Annotated in this window: 12 protein-coding genes and 1 tRNA gene; 5 read left to right on the forward strand and 8 right to left on the reverse strand. The window is 71.7% G+C overall.

The genetic code is table 11. The features are described from left to right. The first annotated feature begins 274 nt into the window (after positions 1 to 274). Positions 275 to 1,717 (forward strand): NADP-dependent phosphogluconate dehydrogenase, encoded by a 1,443-nt coding sequence (gene gndA, locus H576_RS0100200; RefSeq protein WP_029149241.1) that lies wholly within the window; start codon positions 275 to 277, stop codon positions 1,715 to 1,717. A 101-nt stretch (positions 1,718 to 1,818) separates the two neighbouring features. Here the strand turns inward: gndA and H576_RS0100205 are convergent, their stop codons facing one another. The 3 genes from H576_RS0100205 to H576_RS0100215 are packed head-to-tail and all read right to left on the reverse strand — an operon-like array spanning position 1,819 to position 6,714. Then, complete coding sequence (locus H576_RS0100205) at positions 1,819 to 4,485, reverse strand: phosphoenolpyruvate carboxylase (protein ID WP_029149242.1); 2,667 nt, start codon at positions 4,483 to 4,485, stop codon at positions 1,819 to 1,821. 4 nt (positions 4,486 to 4,489) lie between these two features. Further along, positions 4,490 to 5,965 carry a sensor histidine kinase gene (locus tag H576_RS0100210; protein ID WP_245559087.1) on the reverse strand — a complete coding sequence of 492 codons (1,476 nt, stop codon included), beginning with the start codon at positions 5,963 to 5,965 and terminating at the stop codon, positions 4,490 to 4,492. A gap of 11 nt (positions 5,966 to 5,976) precedes the next feature. Then, the gene (locus tag H576_RS0100215) at positions 5,977 to 6,714 is read right to left on the reverse strand and encodes a response regulator transcription factor (protein WP_029149244.1); all 738 of its coding nucleotides are present in this window, start codon (positions 6,712 to 6,714) and stop codon (positions 5,977 to 5,979) included. 183 nt (positions 6,715 to 6,897) lie between these two features. Here H576_RS0100215 and H576_RS0100220 point away from each other — a divergent pair, with 183 nt between their 5' ends. Together H576_RS0100220 and H576_RS0100225 are read left to right on the forward strand one after the other, a co-directional pair. Then, a complete protein-coding gene (locus H576_RS0100220) occupies positions 6,898 to 8,397 on the forward strand; it encodes an ABC transporter permease (protein ID WP_029149245.1) in 1,500 nt (499 codons plus the stop codon). Positions 8,398 to 8,414: 17 nt separating this feature from the next. Continuing rightward, entirely contained in the window at positions 8,415 to 9,101 is a 687-nt protein-coding gene (locus H576_RS0100225; protein WP_211215751.1) for an ABC transporter ATP-binding protein, read from the forward strand. A 202-nt stretch (positions 9,102 to 9,303) separates the two neighbouring features. On the opposite strand, the gene H576_RS0100230 is transcribed toward H576_RS0100225, so the two are convergent. The 4 genes from H576_RS0100230 to H576_RS0100245 all read right to left on the reverse strand — a co-directional run bounded on the left by H576_RS0100230 (position 9,304) and on the right by H576_RS0100245 (position 13,310). Continuing rightward, a complete protein-coding gene (locus H576_RS0100230) occupies positions 9,304 to 10,134 on the reverse strand; it encodes a type IV toxin-antitoxin system AbiEi family antitoxin domain-containing protein (protein WP_029149247.1) in 831 nt (276 codons plus the stop codon). A gap of 630 nt (positions 10,135 to 10,764) precedes the next feature. Beyond that, entirely contained in the window at positions 10,765 to 11,802 is a 1,038-nt protein-coding gene (locus tag H576_RS0100235; protein WP_029149248.1) for a ribose-phosphate diphosphokinase, read from the reverse strand. Further along, positions 11,786 to 13,237, reverse strand: coding sequence for a bifunctional UDP-N-acetylglucosamine diphosphorylase/glucosamine-1-phosphate N-acetyltransferase GlmU (glmU, locus tag H576_RS0100240; RefSeq protein WP_029149249.1), 1,452 nt, complete (start codon positions 13,235 to 13,237; stop codon positions 11,786 to 11,788). Before glmU ends, H576_RS0100235 begins: the two co-directional genes overlap by 17 nt. Before the next feature lies 1 nt (position 13,238). Then, positions 13,239 to 13,310: transfer RNA gene (locus H576_RS0100245), tRNA-Gln, on the reverse strand. Positions 13,311 to 13,369: 59 nt separating this feature from the next. Between H576_RS0100245 and H576_RS0100250 the strand changes: the two genes are divergently transcribed. Together H576_RS0100250 and H576_RS0100255 are read left to right on the forward strand one after the other, a co-directional pair. Beyond that, positions 13,370 to 13,873, forward strand: coding sequence for a MarR family winged helix-turn-helix transcriptional regulator (locus H576_RS0100250; protein WP_029149250.1), 504 nt, complete (start codon positions 13,370 to 13,372; stop codon positions 13,871 to 13,873). Between the two features lie 56 nt (positions 13,874 to 13,929). Further along, on the forward strand, positions 13,930 to 15,708 hold the full coding sequence (locus tag H576_RS0100255) for an ABC-F family ATP-binding cassette domain-containing protein (protein ID WP_029149251.1): 1,779 nt from the start codon (positions 13,930 to 13,932) through the stop codon (positions 15,706 to 15,708). On the opposite strand, the gene H576_RS0100260 is transcribed toward H576_RS0100255, so the two are convergent. Beyond that, entirely contained in the window at positions 15,705 to 16,634 is a 930-nt protein-coding gene (locus H576_RS0100260) for a 4-(cytidine 5'-diphospho)-2-C-methyl-D-erythritol kinase (RefSeq protein ID WP_029149252.1), read from the reverse strand. The genes H576_RS0100255 and H576_RS0100260 overlap by 4 nt on opposite strands. Between the last annotated feature and the right edge of the window lie 18 nt (positions 16,635 to 16,652).

Genomic DNA, 16,652 nt, shown 5'->3' on the forward strand with positions numbered 1-16,652 from the left:
CGCAGGCGCGCTCCCTCGCCGAGGTCGAGATCCATCGTACCCGATGGATTGGATAGGGTGGGAGGCATGGATTCCTCCCACATCGTCGGCCTCGTGATCGCCGCCATCACCCTCGTCACGACGATCGGCTTCGCGGGCGCCCTGTTCAGCATGGGCCGCGGCGCCAAGGGCGAATAACCCGCATTCCCTCCCGCCCTCCCGAACTCGGCCACAGCGCCGAGCGATTAGCCTGGAGGGCGGATACCAATCCCCATTCCTCTCTAAGGAGACGTGCGTGAACGCTGCAAACATCGGGGTCGTCGGCCTCGCCGTGATGGGCTCGAACCTGGCCCGCAACCTCGCGAGCCGCGAGGGCAACACGGTGGCCGTGTACAACCGCAGCCGCGAGAAGACCGACCTGCTGGTCGCCGAGCACCCCGAGGCCGGGTTCATCCCCGCGTTCTCGTACGAGGAGTTCGCCGCGAGCCTGTCGAAGCCCCGCACCGCGATCATCATGGTCAAGGCCGGCCGCGGCACCGACGCGGTCATCGACGAGCTCGTCAAGGTCTTCGAGCCCGGCGACATCATCGTCGACGGCGGCAACGCCTACTTCCCCGACACGATCCGCCGCGAGAAGGCCGTCCGCGAGACGGGCATCAACTTCGTCGGCGCCGGCATCTCGGGCGGCGAAGAGGGCGCGCTCAACGGCCCCTCGATCATGCCCGGCGGCTCGGACGAGTCGTGGGTGACCCTCGGCCCGATCCTCAAGTCGATCGCGGCGGTCGCCGAGGGCGAGCCCTGCGTGACCCACATCGGCCACAACGGCGCCGGCCACTTCGTCAAGATGGTGCACAACGGCATCGAGTACGCCGACATGCAGCTCATCGCCGAGGCCTACGACCTCATCCGCCGCGGCACGGGCAAGACCCCCTCCGAGATCGCCGACGTGTTCGAGGAGTGGAACAAGGGCGAGCTCGAGTCGTACCTCATCGAGATCACGGCCGAGGTCCTCCGCCAGAACGACGCCGAGACGGGCAAGCCGCTCGTCGACGTGATCCTCGACCAGGCGGGCGCCAAGGGCACCGGCGCGTGGACCGTGCAGACGGCCCTCTCGCTCGGCACCCCCGTCTCGGGCATCGCCGAGGCGACCTTCGCCCGTTCGCTCTCGTCGCACCCCGAGCAGCGCGCCGTCGCCGCGACGCTCCCCGGCCCCGACGAGGAGTTCTCGGTCGCCGACGCCGACGCCTTCATCGAGGACGTCCGCCAGGCGCTCTTCGCGTCGAAGATCATCGCGTACTCGCAGGGCTTCGACGAGATCCGCGCCGGCGCCGCCGAGTACGACTGGACGATCGACCTCGGCGCCGTGTCGAAGATCTGGCGCGCGGGCTGCATCATCCGCGCGCAGTTCCTCAACCGCATCGCCGACGCGTACGACGAGCAGGCCGACCTGCCCGTCCTCGCGACCTCGACGTACTTCGCCGAGGCGCTGACCCGCGGCCAGGCCGCGTGGCGCCGCGTCGTCGTCGCCGCGACGCAGGCGGGCATCCCCTCGCCGGCGTTCAGCTCGTCGCTCGCGTACTACGACGGTCTGCGCGCCGAGCGCCTGCCCGCCGCCCTCGTGCAGGGTCAGCGCGACTTCTTCGGTGCGCACACCTACAAGCGCATCGACAAGGAGGGCACCTTCCACACGCTGTGGTCGGGCGACCGCTCCGAGATCGAGGCCGTCGACACGCACTGACGCGCCGCTCGCTGATGAGGGCCCCCGCCGAATGGCGGGGGCCCTCATCAGCTCCCGAGTGCACTCGGGAGGCGGCTTCGCACTCGGGGATCGGGCCCGGATCAGCCCGTGTTCTGCAGGCCGGCCGCGACGCCCGACACAGCGAGGAGCAGCAGGCGCTGCACGTCGGGATCCGTCTCGGTGTCGACGGGAGCCTCGCGGAGCGCGCGGAGGGCGCGCAGCTGCAGGAGCGAGAGGGCGTCGACGTAGGGGCTGCGCAGCTTGACGGCGCGCTGGAGGACGGGCTTGTTCGAGAGCAGGCCATCTCCCCCGACGATGCGCACGACCCACTCGCGGGTCAGCGCCATCTCGTCGAGCACGAGCGCCGCGAGGTCGTCGCGGTCGCCGAGCGCGAGGTACTCGCGGGCGATCCGGTCGTCGGTCTTCGCGAGGCTCATGCCGACGTTGTCGATCATGGTGCGGAAGAGCGGCCACTCGGTGTACGCCTCGCACAGGAGACCCTCGTCGCCCACGGCCGCGAGGGCCGTGCCGAGGCCGTACCAGCCGGCGAGGTTGATGCGCGCCTGCGTCCAGGCGAAGACCCACGGGATCGCCCGGAGGTCCTCGAGCGACTCGACCGAGAGCCCGCGGCGGGCGGGGCGCGATCCGAGCGCCAGGAGGCCGACCTCCTCCATGGGCGTGACCCGCGCGAACCACGGCGCGAAGCCGTCGGCCTTCACGAGCTCGAAGAAGCGGGCGCGGGAGGTCTCCTCCATCGACGAGGCGACGTCGGCGAAGCGCGCGGCGGCCGAGCTGTTGCGCTCCTCGTTCGACGGGGCGGACGCCGTGAGGATCGCGGCGCCGACCTGGTCGACGTGGCGCATCGCGATGTCGCGGTCGCCGTAGCGCGCGAAGATGACCTCGCCCTGCTCCGTGAGCTTGAAGCGGCCGTCGACAGAGTGCGGCGGCTGCGCGATGATCGCGCTGTTGGCCGGCCCGCCGCCGCGGCCGAGCGCGCCGCCGCGGCCGTGGAAGAGCGTGAGCTCGATGCGGCGCTCGCGCGCCCAGTCGGCGATCAGCGACTGCGCCTCGTACAAGGCCAGGGTCGCGGCGACGGGGCCGACGTCCTTCGACGAGTCGGAGTAGCCCAGCATGACCTCGAGCTTGTTCCCGGTCTCGGCGAGGCGCGCCGCGAACTCGGGGTGCTCGGTGATCTCGGCGAGGATCCCGGGGGCCGCCTGCAGGTCATCGAAGGTCTCGAAGAGCGGGATGACGTCGAGGACGGGGAGCGTACCGCCCTCGCCCACCGCGTATCGGGCGAGCCGGCGCACGTTCGCGAGATCCTCGGCCGACTGCGTGAACGACACGATGTAGCGGCCCGCGGCGCGGGATCCGAAGCGCTTCTGCACGTAGGCGATCGCGCGGAACACCTCGAGCACCTCCTCGGCCTGCTCGCTCAGCTCGCCGCCCTCCTCGAGCTCGGCGAGCACCTTGCGGTGCACGGCCGAGTGCTGGCGCACCTCGAGCTCGGCGAGGTGGAACCCGAAGGTCTCGACCTGCCAGATGAGCTCCTGCAGCTCGCCGTATGCCTGGCGCGGGGCGCCGGCGTCGACCAGCGACCGCTGGACGGTGCGGAGATCGGCGAGCAGCTCGTCGGGCTCGCGGTAGGCGAGATCGGCGTTGCGGGTGCGCGTCGCCTCGATCTTGCGGACGAGCATGAGGACGGCGGCGCGGTGCAGCTCGCCGGGCGAGCGCTTCGCGACCTCGGCCGCCGCCTCCTCGTCGGCCGTCGACAGGCGCGCCCAGAGAGCCTCGACGTCGGCGCTCGGAGGGGTCGAGGCGGCGCCGAGCGTGAGCCCTCGGCCGACGCGCGCCGCGGCGCGCTCGAGGCCGAACAGGACGTGCTCGCTCGCGATCCCCGCGGCCTTGCGGGAGATCTTCGCGGTGACGAACGGGTTGCCGTCGCGGTCGCCTCCGACCCAGCTGCCGATGCGGACGAAGGGCTTCACGGCGGGAGCGGCGCTGCCCGACGCATCGCCCTGGAGCGCCTCGTCGACGCGGCGATACACCTCGGGGATCGTCGTGAAGAGCGTGTCGTCGAACACGGCCATGACCGTGCGCACCTCGTCGAGCGGCTGCGGCTTCTCGTCGCGGATCGGCGAGGTGCGCCAGAGCGTGTCGATCTCCTCGAGCAGGTGGCGCGTCGTGCGGCGCTCGGCGTCGCCGCCGCGCGGGCCGTCGTCGAGCGCGTCGACGAGCTGCGAGAGGCGGCGGATGCTCGTCGAGACGGCGCGGCGGCGCGCCTCGGTCGGGTGCGCCGTGAACACGGGGTGGAAGAGGAGACCGTCCAGGCGGTCCTTCGCCTGCGCGTCGCCGATCTCGCCCGCGAGCGCCCGGTAGGCCCCCGCGAGGCTGCCGCGCGGGTCGCGCGAGGGGGCCCCGTCGCGCTCGCGGAGCACCCGCACGCGCTGGCGCTCCTCGGCGAGGTTCACGAGGTGGAAGTAGCAGGTGAAGGCGCGGACGACCTCGTCGGCCCGCTCCAGCGAGAACGACTCGGCGATCGCCGCCGCGCTCGCGAACGCCGCGGGGGTCTCGTCGGTGTACGCCTGGATCGTGGCGGTGCGGAGGCGCTCGACATCGTCGAACAGCCCCGCGGATCCGCTCTCGCGGAGCACCTGGCCGAGCAGCGTGCCGAGCAGGCGCACGTCGGCACGCATGCGCTCGGGCATCTCCTGCTCCGCCTCGTGGCGACCGACGACGTCCTGAGGATCGGGGGAGGCAGTGGGCATTCCCCTACGGTATCGGCTGCGGTGAGGTGCTCCCGACCACGCCGTCCTGGGGCTTGGCAGGCAGCGTGACCGTGAAGGTCGTGGATCCCGGTTCGCTCTCGACCGAGATCGTGCCGTGGTGGCCCGTCACGATCGCCTGCGCGATCGACAGCCCGAGGCCGGATCCGCCCGTCTTGCGTGCGCGGCTCTGGTCGCCGCGGGTGAAGCGCGTGAAGAGCGACTTCTGCAGCTCGGGGTCGATGCCGGGCCCCGAGTCGTGCACCGTCAGGACGGCGCGGGTCGCGGATCCCTCCCCCTCCGTGCGCAGGCCGACGGTCACCTCGGTGCCCTCGGGCGTGTGCGTGCGCGCGTTCGCGAGGAGGTTCGTGATGACCTGGGTCAGGCGGGCGCGGTCGCCCGCGACCTGGACGGGCTCCTCCCCCACGTCGGCTCCCCAGTCGTGCTCCATGCCGGCCATCGCCTGGTCGGCGACGGCGTCGACGACGAGCTGGCGCATGTCGATCACGTCGTACATGAGCTCATGGCCCTCGTCAAGGCGCGCGAGCAGCAGCAGATCCTCCACGAGCCCCGTCATGCGCTGCGCCTGCGCCTCGATCCGCTCGAGCGACTGGCGGCTGCCGTCGGACAGGGCGGGGTCGCGCTGCGACAGCTCGCTGTACCCGCGGATCGACGCGAGCGGGGTGCGCAGCTCGTGGCTCGCATCGGCGACGAACTTGCGCATCGTCTCCTCGTTCCGCTGACGCGCCGAGAGCGACTCCTCGACGTGGTCGAGGAGCGTGTTGAGGGCGGCGCCGACCTGGCCGATCTCGGTGTACGGGTTGACCTGCGATGCCGGCACGCGCTCGGCGATCTCGACGTCGCCCTGGTCGAGCTGCTGCCGCGAGACGCGGGTCGCGGTCGCCGCGATGGTGCGGAGCGGTCTCAGACCCCGGCTGATCGTGCCGGAGGTCGCGACGCCGAGCACGAGCATGCCGCCCATCGTGATGAGGGCGATCGCCCAGAGCATGCGCGTGAGCGTCTCGACCTCGCTCGCGTTCGAGATCCCGATCGCCGTCACGACGTCGGAGCTGTCGGACACCGACACCGCCTCGACGCGGAAGGTGCCGAGGCCCGAGACCGAGACCGTCACGTGCTGGCCGTGGTCGAGCCCGCTGACGGCCGCGTAGACCTGCGCGACCTGCGCCGTCGTCATCCCCGACACCGCGTAGTCGTCGGTGTACACGCCCTTCCACGTGCTGCCGTCGGTCGTGCCGACGACGAGCATGTCATCGGTCAGCGCGGGCACGCCGGAGTTCGCGTCCTGGCTCAGCGACAGCGGGGCGCTCGCGACCTGGCGGAGCCGCTCGTCGAGCTGTTGGTTCAGCACGTTCTGGAGGACGAAGCTCGTCACGAGTGCGACGACCACGAGGATCGCCGCCACGATCGCGTAGACCGTGAGCATCAGCTGCGACTGCAGCGTGAGCTTGTGGCGCCAGCTCACGCGACTCGACATTACTGCGGCGCCTTGATCATGTAGCCCACGCCGCGGACGGTGTGGATCAGGGGCTCGTTGCCCGCGTCGATCTTCTTTCGCAGGTAGGAGATGTAGAGCTCGACGACCGACGACTTGCCGCCGAAGTCGTAGTTCCACACGCGGTCGAGGATCTGCGCCTTCGACACGACGCGGCGCTGGTTGCGCATGAGGAAGCGGAGCAGCTCGAACTCGGTCGCCGTCAGCTCGATCTCGGTGTCGCCGCGGAGCACCTCGTGGCTGTCCTCGTTGAGGCTCAGGTCGCCGACGCGGAGGATCGGCTCGGGCTCGGACGCGAGGGCCGTGCCGGCGCGGCGCATGAGGGCGCGGAGACGGGCGACGACCTCCTCGAGGCTGAACGGCTTCGTGACGTAATCGTCGCCGCCGGCCGTGAGGCCCGCGACGCGGTCGGCCACGGCGTCCTTCGCCGTGAGGAACAGCACGGGCACCATGTTGTTCTGCTGGCGCAGGCGCTGCAGGACGGACATGCCGTCGAGGTCGGGCATCATGATGTCGAGCACGAGCGCGTCGGGCGCGAAGTCCTTGACCTCGTTCAGCGCCTCGTAGCCGCTGGCCGCCGTGCGGACCTCCCACCCCTCCATGCGCAGCGCCATCGACAGGAGGTCGGTGAGCATCTGCTCGTCGTCGACGACGAGCACGCGCACCGGCGTGCCGTCGGGTCGGGTGAGCGCAGTTCCGTGGGGGGCGATGTTCGTCATGGAACTCATTGTGCGCGCAAACCTATGCGTCGTCTATGGCGTGCGTTATGCGCCGCCTGAGAATCGCGGATCCGCTTCCATAGGCCCCGCTTAAGCGCGCCATATCGGCGTCATGAGGCGGACCCCTAGCGTCGGTCGACGTCGCGCAGAGTGCGCGCAGCACGAAGGAGACCCGAGATCCCCATGTTCATGACCTACCTCAGACGCGAGCTCGCTGGCCGCCGAAAGCAGACCGCGATCGTCGCGGCCGGCCTCGCCGTCGCGATCGCGCTCGTGATCGTCGTCAACGCGCTCGCCGCAGGCGTGCGCGACGCGCAGACCGAGGCCCTCGAATCCGTCTACGGCGTCGGGACCGACCTGACCGTGACGGGAGCCGCGGCCGAGCCCGGTGCCGACGGGGGCGGGCAGCAGTTCGACTTCGGCGAGGACGACGGGACCACGGGCGACGACGGATCCACCTCCGTCAGCCAGTCGCGTCTCTCGACCGAGATGGGCCGCACGACGCTCGAGTCGAGCGCCGTCGACACGGCGGCGTCGACCGACGGCGTCTCCGCCGTGTCGGGCGCCCTGTCGCTCTCGAACACGACCTTCGACGGCGAGCTCCCGAGCGCGCCCTCCGACTCATCGTCGTCCGACTCGTCCTCCTCCGACTCGGGCTCGACCGACGGATCCATGCCCGACATGGGCAGCGGATCCGAGGGCGGCCAGCCCGGCGGCGGCTTCGGCGGCGGATCGTTCGACATCAACGCGACGAGCGTGCTCGGCGTCGACGACCAGGCCACGACGGTCGGCCCCCTGTCGTCCGTGACGGTCAGCGACGGGCGCACGCTCGCCGCCGACGACGCGGGCGCGTACGTCGCCGTCGTCGACGCGACCTACGCCACGTCGAACGACGTCGCGGTCGGCGACACGATCGACCTCGGCGGATCCGACTTCGAGGTCGTCGGAATCGTCGCCTCGGCCTCGGACTCGGCCGACACGGCCGCCGATGTCTTCATCCCCCTCGACGTCGCGCAGGACGTCTCGGGCGCGGGCGACGTCGTCTCGACGGTGTATGTGCAGGCCGCGTCGGCGTCGTCGATCGACTCCGTGCAGTCGTCGCTCGAGGAGTCGCTCCCCGACGCGACCGTGAGCTCGCAGTCCGACCTCGCCTCGACCGTCTCGGGATCCCTGTCGAGCGCCTCGAGCATGATCTCGAACCTCGGCACGTGGCTGTCGATCGTCGTCCTCGCGGTCGCGGTCCTGCTCGCGGTGCTGTTCACGATCTCGGGCGTCTCGCGCCGCACCCGCGAGTTCGGCACCCTCAAGGCGATCGGCTGGTCGAACGGGCGCATCGTGCGCCAGGTCGCGGGCGAGTCGGTCGTCCAGGGCCTCATCGGCGGCGTCGCGGGTGTCGTCCTCGGCCTCGCCGCGACGCTCATCATCAACATCGCGCAGCCGACGATCTCGGCCGGATCCTCGGCGCCGTCGGCCGACGCCGCCGGCGGGCCGGGCGGCGGAGGGATGCCCGACATGGCGAGCGCGACCCAGGCCGCCGACGTCGTGCTCAGCGCCCCCATCAGCGTCACGATCATCGCGGTCGCCGTCGGCCTCTCGGTCCTCGCGGGCCTCGTCGCCGGCGCGATCGGCGGATGGCGCGCCGCCCGCCTCAGCCCCGCCGAAGCCCTGCGCTCGGTCGCGTGAGAACCAAGGAGAAGAACATGGCTGCCATCTATGCGCTCGAGGGCGTCCAGAAGACGTACACGGCGAAGGGCCGCGAGGTCCGGGCCCTTGCGGGAATCGACCTGCGGATCGACGAGGGCGACTTCGTCACCCTGCAGGGGCCGACGGGAGGCGGGAAGTCGACCTTCCTGCAGCTGCTCGGCGCACTCGACGTGCCGACGAAGGGATCCGTCGCCCTCGGCGAGGAGAACCTCGCGAAGGCGTCGAAAAAGGAGCTCGTGCGCGTGCGCGGCGAGGAGATCGGGTTCGTCTTCCAGAACTTCAACCTGATCCCGACGCTCACGGCGCGCGAGAACGTGGCGATGGGCCTCGTGCCGGCGGGCCTCGCGCCCGCGGAGCGGGACGCCCGGGTGACCGAGGCGCTCGCACAGGTCGGCCTCGCGGAGCGCGCCGACCACCTGCCGAGCGAGCTCTCGGGCGGGCAGCAGCAGCGCGTCGCGGTCGCCCGCGCGATCGCCAAGCGGCCGCGCGTGCTCCTCGCCGACGAGCCGACAGGCAACCTCGACGAAGCGACGCGCGACGAGATCATGACTCTCCTCGAGAGTCTGAACGCCGACGGACTGACGCTGTTCCTCGTGACGCACGACTCGGCGGTCGCCCGGCGCGCCCGCCGCCGGCTTCGCCTCGCGGACGGCCGCGTCACCGACATCACGAACGGGCGCTGAGGCGCCACCCGGCAGGAAGGCCGCGCGAGGGTTCTCCTTCGCGCGGCCTTTCGGCGTTCCCGCGGGCCTCTCAGCCTGAAACGGCCGCAGGTAGGCAGATCCCCGCACCGAGCATCGCCCTCGCGCGGCCGTTCGCCCTACGCGCGGCCATCCCCAGCCCAAACACCCGCAGAAAAGCCGATCCCCGCGCCGGGCCCACCGCTCACGCGGCCAGGTGGAGCCCCTGCGCGACGGCGCGGGAGACCTGATCCTGCACCCAGGGCCACTGCTCCATGATCTGCCGGTAGCTGACCCGGATCACGTGGTATCCCTGCAGCCGCAGCTGCACGTCGTGAGCGTTGTCGGCGTCGCGCTGCGGCCCGACGTGATGGCCGCCGTCGATCTGGAGGACGAGCCTCTCGCCGATGAGGAAGTCGACTCGGCGCCCCGCGATGTGGACCTGCTGCATGATCCGCACGGGCATCCACTTCAGGCGGTACATCACGATCGACTCCGTGCCTGCGTCGGAGTATCCGGTCGCGCGCGCCGCGATCTCGCGCGCGCGGGGACGGAGCCGGAAGCGCCGCATCACGGAGATCTCGATGAGCCCTTCGCGCGCCGCCGACTCCCACACCGCGAGCGCGTCCTCCGGCGCGAGGCACTCGGCGACGTAGCCGAGGGCGTTCTCGACGGGATCCTCGAGCTCGCCCGGGATCCGCGCGACGAGCGGCTCCGCCCAGTGCACGTGTGTGCGCTCCCGTGCGACGTCGACGGCCGTCTGGTTCGGCTTCGCGGCCACGTGATGACCGTCCGCACCCGGATCCCAGAGCCCGAGCCGCGCCGTGCGCGTGACGCAGGTCAGGATCACGCCGGCGCGCGCCGCCGACACGAGGAGCGGATCCGCATCGGCGGCGGCGATCCACCCACGGCGCGGGCGGATCAGCATCCCGAGGCGGACGGCGGCCGCGATCTGCTCTTTGCTCGCGCCGCTCCGGCGGAGATCCTCCGACCGGACGACCCCGCCACGCCCGCGCACCTCTTCGACGATGTCCATGCCGGGATCGTGGCGGATCCGGCGTCGCCGCGCTCACGGCCGACCGCTCGAAACCGGCGTTCTGGGGACAGATCCGACGGATCCGTGGTTGGGGACGCGCTGGTGCGGGGCTCGACACGCCCGGCGCAGTCTTCGCTGATGCGCCGCGCGGGAGGGTGGGGTCGGGACGGATCCCTTTACGCGGCCGATCGACGCTCGCGCGGCCGATCCGGCTTCGTATGGCCGCTGATCGGCAGCTCACCGCCGAAAGGAGCCACCTCGCGCGGGGTCATCGAGGATGTGTCCCGTGCGAGGATCCCCGCGCGACGAGGACCCCCGCGCGGCCCGGCACGCGGATCCCCGCCGGAAGGCGGCACCACGCGCGGCCGATCGACCTCCACGCGGCCGGAACCCGGCGAAAGGGCCGCAGATACGCGAATCCCCGCCGGAAGGATCCTCGGGCGCGGAGAGATGCGGATCCCCGCGCGAACAGGACCCTCACGCGGCCCGGCGCGCGGATCCCCGCCGGAAGGCGGCAGCACGCGCGGCCGATCGACCTCCACGCGGCCGGAACCCGGCGAAAGGGCCGCAGATGCGCGAATCCCCGCCCGAAGGGAGGCCTCGGCGCGGGGATCTGGCGAACGGATGCGCCTACGCGGCGCCGTCGAACATGCTCGTGACGGATCCGTCGTCGAAGACCTCCTGGATCGCGCGTGCCAGGAGCGGCGCCGCCGACAGGACGGTGAGCTTCGCGAAGCGGTGGTGCTCGGGGATCGGGACCGTGTCGGTGACCACGACGCTGTCGACGGCCTCGGATCCCTGCAGCCGCTCGACGGCCGGGTCGCTGAAGATCGCGTGCGTCGCGCCGACGATGACCTTGCGGGCGCCGTTCGCTTTGAGCGCCTCGGCCGCCTTCACGATCGTGCCTGCGGTGTCGATCATGTCGTCGACGAGAAGGCACGTGCGCCCCTCGACGGTTCCGACGATCTCGTGCACCGAGACCTGGTTCGCGACCTTCGGGTCGCGGCGCTTGTGGATGATCGCGAGGGGCGCGCCGAGCGAGTCGCTCCACGTGTCGGCGACGCGCACGCGGCCCATGTCGGGCGAGACGACCGTGAGGGTCTCGCGGTCCTCGTCGGTGAGCGTCTCGACGAAGTGGCCCTCGAGGACGGGCTTCGCGAAGAGGTGGTCGACGGGCCCGTCGAAGAAGCCCTGGATCTGCGAAGCGTGCAGGTCGACGCTCATGATCCGGTCGGCGCCGGCCGTCGCGATGAGGTCGGTGATGAGGCGGGCCGAGATCGGCTCGCGGCCGCGGCCCTTCTTGTCCTGGCGCGAGTACGGGTAGTACGGCAGGACGACCGTCACGCGCTTCGCCGACGCCCGCTTGAGCGCGTCGAGCATGATGAGGGTCTCCATGAGATCCTCGTTGATCTTCTCGCCGAACGACTGGATGAGGAACACGTCGGTTCCGCGCATCGAGACGGAGTAGCGCGAGTAGATCTCGCCGGAGGCAAAGGTGCGCAGCTCGGTCGGGGCGAGGCCGATGCCCAGCTCGGTCGCGACGGCTTCGGCGAGCGCCGGGTGCGAGCGGCCCGAGACCACCACCAGACGCTTCTTGGTCTTCTGCTCCCGCCCGGGGGCGATGCCCCGTTCGAGATCGAGGTCTACGGTCTTACTCTTGCCCGACATCGGTCGCTTTCTCTGCGTCGTGCGCGTGCTCCGAGGCCTCGGCAGCCGCGGTTCCCGCCCGATTCTTCTCGACCCACCCCTCGATGTTGCGCTGGGGTGCCACGCTCAGGGCGAGGGATCCGGCCGGCACATCCTTTCGGATCACCGCGCCCGCCCCCGTCTTCGCGCCGTCACCGATTCTAACGGGGGCGATGAAGACCGTGTGCGAGCCCGAGTGCACGTGGTCGCCGATCTCGGTGCGGTGCTTCGCGACGTCGTCGTAGTTCGCCGTGATCGCCCCTGCGCCGAGGTTCACGCCGACCCCGATCGTCGTGTCGCCCACGTACGAGAGGTGCGGCACCTTGCTGCCTTCGCCGACCGTCGAGTTCTTGATCTCGACGAAGGTGCCGGCCTTGGCCGAGTCGGCGAGCTCGGCGCCCGCCCGCAGGTACGCCCACGGGCCGACGGTCGCGTGCGCGCCGATGACGGCGAGGGTCGCGTCGCTGCGCCTGACCGTCGCGCCCGCGCCGACCTCGGTGTCGACGAGCGAGGTGTCGGGCCCGATCACGGCGCCCGTCGCGACGCTCGATGCGCCGAGGATGTGCGTGTTCGGGAGGACCGTGACGTCGGCCTCGAGGGTCGCGGTGTCGTCGATCCACGTGGTCTGCGGGTCGAGGATCGTCACGCCCTCGAGCTGCCACCGGCGCACGACGCGCTGGTTGAGGATCCGCGCCGCGTCGGCGAGCTGCACGCGGTCGTTGACGCCGAGCGCCGTGCGGGCGTCGGGCGCCGAGATCGCCGCGACGCCCCGGCCCGCGTCTCGCAGGATCCGCATGACGTCGGTCAGGTACATCTCGCCCTGCGCGTTGTCGGTGCCGACCCGCGCGAGCGCGTCGCGCAGGGCGGGCCCGCGGAAGACGTAGACGCCCGAGTTGATCTCGGTGACGGAGGCCTCCTCTGCCGTGGCGTCCTTCTGCTCGACGATGCGGGCGACCATGCCGGCGTCGTCGCGGATCACGCGGCCGTAGCCGGACGGATCCGCGAGCTCGGCGCTGAGGATCGTCGCGTCGGCGTCGCGCCGGCGGTGCTCGTCGAGGAGCGCCCGGAAGGTGTCGGCCTCGATGAGCGGTACGTCGCCCGAGAGCACGAGGACGTCGCCCGCGAAGCCCGCGGGGAGCGCCTCGACGGCGACCTGCGTCGCGCGCCCCGTGCCGGGGATCTCGTCCTGGTCGACCGCGACGACGCCGGGGAAGTCGGCGAGCGACTCGACGACGCGGTCGCGCTCGTGCCTGACGACGACGCGCACGTGCTCGGATCCGAGGGACTCGGCCTGCCGCACGACGTGACCGAGGAGCGTGCGCCCGCCGATCCGGTGCAGCACCTTGGGCGTCGAGGACCGCATGCGGGTGCCCTGACCCGCCGCGAGGATGACGATCGCGAGTTCGTTCTCTGCCACGCTCCGCCACCAGGATTCGAACCTGGTCCTCACGGCTCCAAAGGCCGTCGTGCTGCCGTTACACCATGGCGGAAAGGCCCACGTGGGCCCCTCCCTCATCCTCGCACGGAAGCCGGGTGGGATGATGGAGGGATGGTCAGCGGACAGGACGAGGTCGACCGGATCGTCGGCGCGTGGCGCGGCGAGCGCCCCGACCTCGACGTCGCCCCCATGGAGGTCCTCTCGCGGGTCGACCGCCTCTCCCACCACCTCGACAGGGCGCGCCGCGAGGCCTTCCGCCGCACCGACATCGAGCCGTGGGAGTGGGACGTGCTCTCGGCGCTGCGGCGCGCGGGATCCCCGTACCGCCTGAGCCCCAAGCAGCTCCTCCAGCAGACCCTCGTCTCGAGCGGCACCATGACTAACCGCATCGACCGCCTGCGCGAGCGCGGGCTCGTCGAGCGGCAGTCGGATCCCGCCGACCGGCGCGGCGTTCTCGTGACGCTCACGCCCGAGGGCCACACGCGCGTCGACGCCGCCATCACGCGGCTTATAGACGCCGAGGCCGACATCCTCACCGACATGTCTCGGCCCGACCAGAAGCGGCTCGCGGGCCTGCTCCGCAGCCTCCTCGTGTCGCTCGACGACGGGGCCTGAGCCCGCGGGCGGGCCCACAGGCCGGGCCCACGCGGGGCCCGTAGGCTGGGACGGATATGGCACATCTGCTCGGAGCCGAGAACCTCCACGTCGAATTCCCCGCGAAAGTGGTGCTCGACGACGTGACCGTCGGGATCTCCGACGGCGATCGCGTCGGCATCGTCGGCCGCAACGGCGACGGCAAGTCGACCCTCATGAAGGTCCTGATGGGCCGCACGACCGCCGACAACGGCCGCGTCACGCGCCGCTCCGACCTGCGGGTCGGCATGCTGAGCCAGGACGACGACCTCCCGATGGAGGGATCCGTCCGCAGCGCGATCGTGGGAGACGCCCCCGAGCACGAGTGGCTCGGCGACGCGCGGATCCGCGACGTCCTCGCGGGCCTCACGGGCGACCTCTCGCTCGACGCCGACGTCGCGTCGCTCTCGGGCGGCCAGCGCCGCCGCGTCGCGCTCGCGAAGCTCCTCGTCGGCGAGTGGGACGTCGTCGCGCTCGACGAGCCGACCAACCACCTCGACGTCGAGGGCATCACGTGGCTCGCCGGCCACCTCGGCCGCCGCTGGGCGCAGGGCCAGGGCGCCCTCCTCCTCGTGACGCACGACCGGTGGTTCCTCGACGCCGTGTGCACCCGGATGTGGGAGGTGCACGACGGGATCGTCGACCCCTTCGAGGGCGGATACGCGGCCTACGTGCTGCAGCGCGTCGAGCGCCAACGCCAGCGCGAGGTCGCCGAGGAGAAGCGCCAGAACCTCATGCGGAAGGAGCTCGCGTGGCTCCGCCGCGGCGCCCCTGCCCGCACCTCCAAGCCGAAGTTCCGCATCGAGGCCGCCAACGAGCTGATCGAGGACGAGCCGCCCGTGCGCGACTCGGTGCAGCTCGCGCAGATGGCGACCTCGCGCCTCGGCAAGGACGTCGTCGACCTCCTCGACGCCGGCGTGACGTACGGCGACCGCGAGATCCTGAAGCCCCTCGAGTGGCGGATCGCGCCGGGCGAGCGCACGGGGATCCTCGGCGCGAACGGCGCCGGGAAGTCGACGCTGCTGGGCCTCATCGCGGGATCCGTCAAGCCCACGACGGGCCGGGTCAAGACCGGCAAGACCGTGAAGATCGCGTACCTCGACCAGCGGCTGCGCGAGCTCGACGCCGTGTCGCACCTGCGCGTGCGCGAGGTCCTCGCGGCTCAGAAGTCGTCGTATGTGTCGGGCGGCAAAGAGCTCACCCCGTCGCAGCTCCTCGAGCGCCTCGGCTTCCGGTCCAGCGAGCTGTCGACGCCCGTGAAGGATCTCTCGGGCGGCCAGAAGCGGCGCCTCCAGCTGCTGCTCGTACTGCTCGACGAGCCGAACGTCCTGATCCTCGACGAGCCGTCGAACGACCTCGACACCGACATGCTCGCGGCGATGGAGGATCTCCTCGACTCGTGGCCGGGCACCCTCCTCGTCGTGAGCCACGACCGGTACCTGATCGAGCGTGTGACGGACCAGCAGTACGCCGTGCTCGGCGGCCGCTTCCGCCACCTGCCCGGCGGCATCGACCAGTACCTCGAGCTGCGGGCGGCCGAGCAGGCGCAGCCCGCGCAGAAGGCCGCGGCACCCGCCGCCGCCGGGCCCGAGCTCTCGGGCGCCGAGCGCCGCGCCGCCGAGAAGGAGCTCAGCTCGATCGAGCGCAGGCTCGAGACGCTGAACCGGAAGATCGCGGGCGTGCACGACCGCATGGCGACGCACGACGCCGACGACTACGCGGGCCTCAGCGCGCTGAACGACGAGCTGCGCGAGCTGCAGGGCGAGGTCGACGGCCTCGAGGAGCGCTGGCTCGAGCTGGGCGAGCTCGTCGGCTAGACGAGCCGCGCGCCGGGGACGGGCGCATACGCCGTGATGGCGTCGTGCCCCGCGCGCCGCAGCTCGCGCGCGAGCTGCTCGGCGTGCGACGGATCCTCGGCGAGGAACGCGAGGGTGGGGCCGGATCCCGAGACGAGGCCCGCGAGGGCGCCCGCCGACTCGCCGAACTCGAGGACGGCCGCGAGGTCGGGCCTGAGGCTCAGCGTCGCGGCCTGCAGGTCGTTGCGGATCGCCCCGGCGAGCATGCGCGGATCCCCCGCGCGCAGCGCCTGGAGGACGGCGGGGTCGACCGACGGGCGCTCGGGCGCCGGCCCGATGTCGGCCCGGTGCGCCTCGCGCCGCCTGTCGAGCTCGCGGTAGACCTCGGGCGTCGAGAGCCCCTCGTCGTTGGGAACGAGGACCCAGTCGAAGCGGCCCCGGGCGAGGGCGGGGCTCAGCTCGTCGCCGCGGCCCATGCCGATCGCCGTCCCGCCCGCGAGCGCGAACGGGACGTCGGCCCCGAGGCGGGCCGCGAGCGCGTGCAGCTGCTGCTGCGTGGATCCGATCCCCCACAGCGCGTCGCACGCGACGAGCGCGCCCGCGGCGTCGGCCGATCCCCCGCCCATGCCGCCCGCGACGGGCACCTCCTTGCGGATCGAGAGGTGCACTCCCCCGTCGTATCCGGCCTCGGCGGCGAGCATGCGCGCGGCGCGGATCGCGAGGTTGCGGTCGTCCTGCGGGACCCCCGAGACGTCGACGGATCCCACGACCTCGATCGTGAAGTCGTCCGACGGCATCGCGACGACGTCCTCGATGAGCGAGACCGCCTGGAACGCCGTCGCGAGCTCGTGGTACCCGTCGTCCTGCGCCGCGCCGACCTCGAGGAAGACGTTGATCTTCCCGGGCACGCGCACCCGCGTGCCCGGGAACTCCTGTGCCAGCGTCATACGCCCAGGCTAGGCGAC

It is taken from the genome of Microbacterium indicum DSM 19969, from assembly GCF_000422385.1.
GTDB lineage: Bacteria > Actinomycetota > Actinomycetes > Actinomycetales > Microbacteriaceae > Microbacterium > Microbacterium indicum.

Excerpts from the sequence above, each read along its gene's own strand:
- H576_RS0100205 (WP_029149242.1), bottom strand. The coding sequence starts at position 4,485 with ATGCCCACTGCCTCCCCCGATCCTCAGGACGTCGTCGGTCGCCACGAG.
- H576_RS0100215 (WP_029149244.1), bottom strand. The coding sequence starts at position 6,714 with ATGACGAACATCGCCCCCCACGGAACTGCGCTCACCCGACCCGACGGC.
- H576_RS0100220 (WP_029149245.1), top strand. The coding sequence starts at position 6,898 with ATGTTCATGACCTACCTCAGACGCGAGCTCGCTGGCCGCCGAAAGCAG.
- H576_RS0100225 (WP_211215751.1), top strand. The coding sequence starts at position 8,415 with ATGGCTGCCATCTATGCGCTCGAGGGCGTCCAGAAGACGTACACGGCG.
- H576_RS0100230 (WP_029149247.1), bottom strand. The coding sequence starts at position 10,134 with ATGGACATCGTCGAAGAGGTGCGCGGGCGTGGCGGGGTCGTCCGGTCG.
- H576_RS0100235 (WP_029149248.1), bottom strand. The coding sequence starts at position 11,802 with ATGTCGGGCAAGAGTAAGACCGTAGACCTCGATCTCGAACGGGGCATC.
- H576_RS0100250 (WP_029149250.1), top strand. The coding sequence starts at position 13,370 with ATGGTCAGCGGACAGGACGAGGTCGACCGGATCGTCGGCGCGTGGCGC.
- H576_RS0100255 (WP_029149251.1), top strand. The coding sequence starts at position 13,930 with ATGGCACATCTGCTCGGAGCCGAGAACCTCCACGTCGAATTCCCCGCG.
- H576_RS0100260 (WP_029149252.1), bottom strand. The coding sequence starts at position 16,634 with ATGACGCTGGCACAGGAGTTCCCGGGCACGCGGGTGCGCGTGCCCGGG.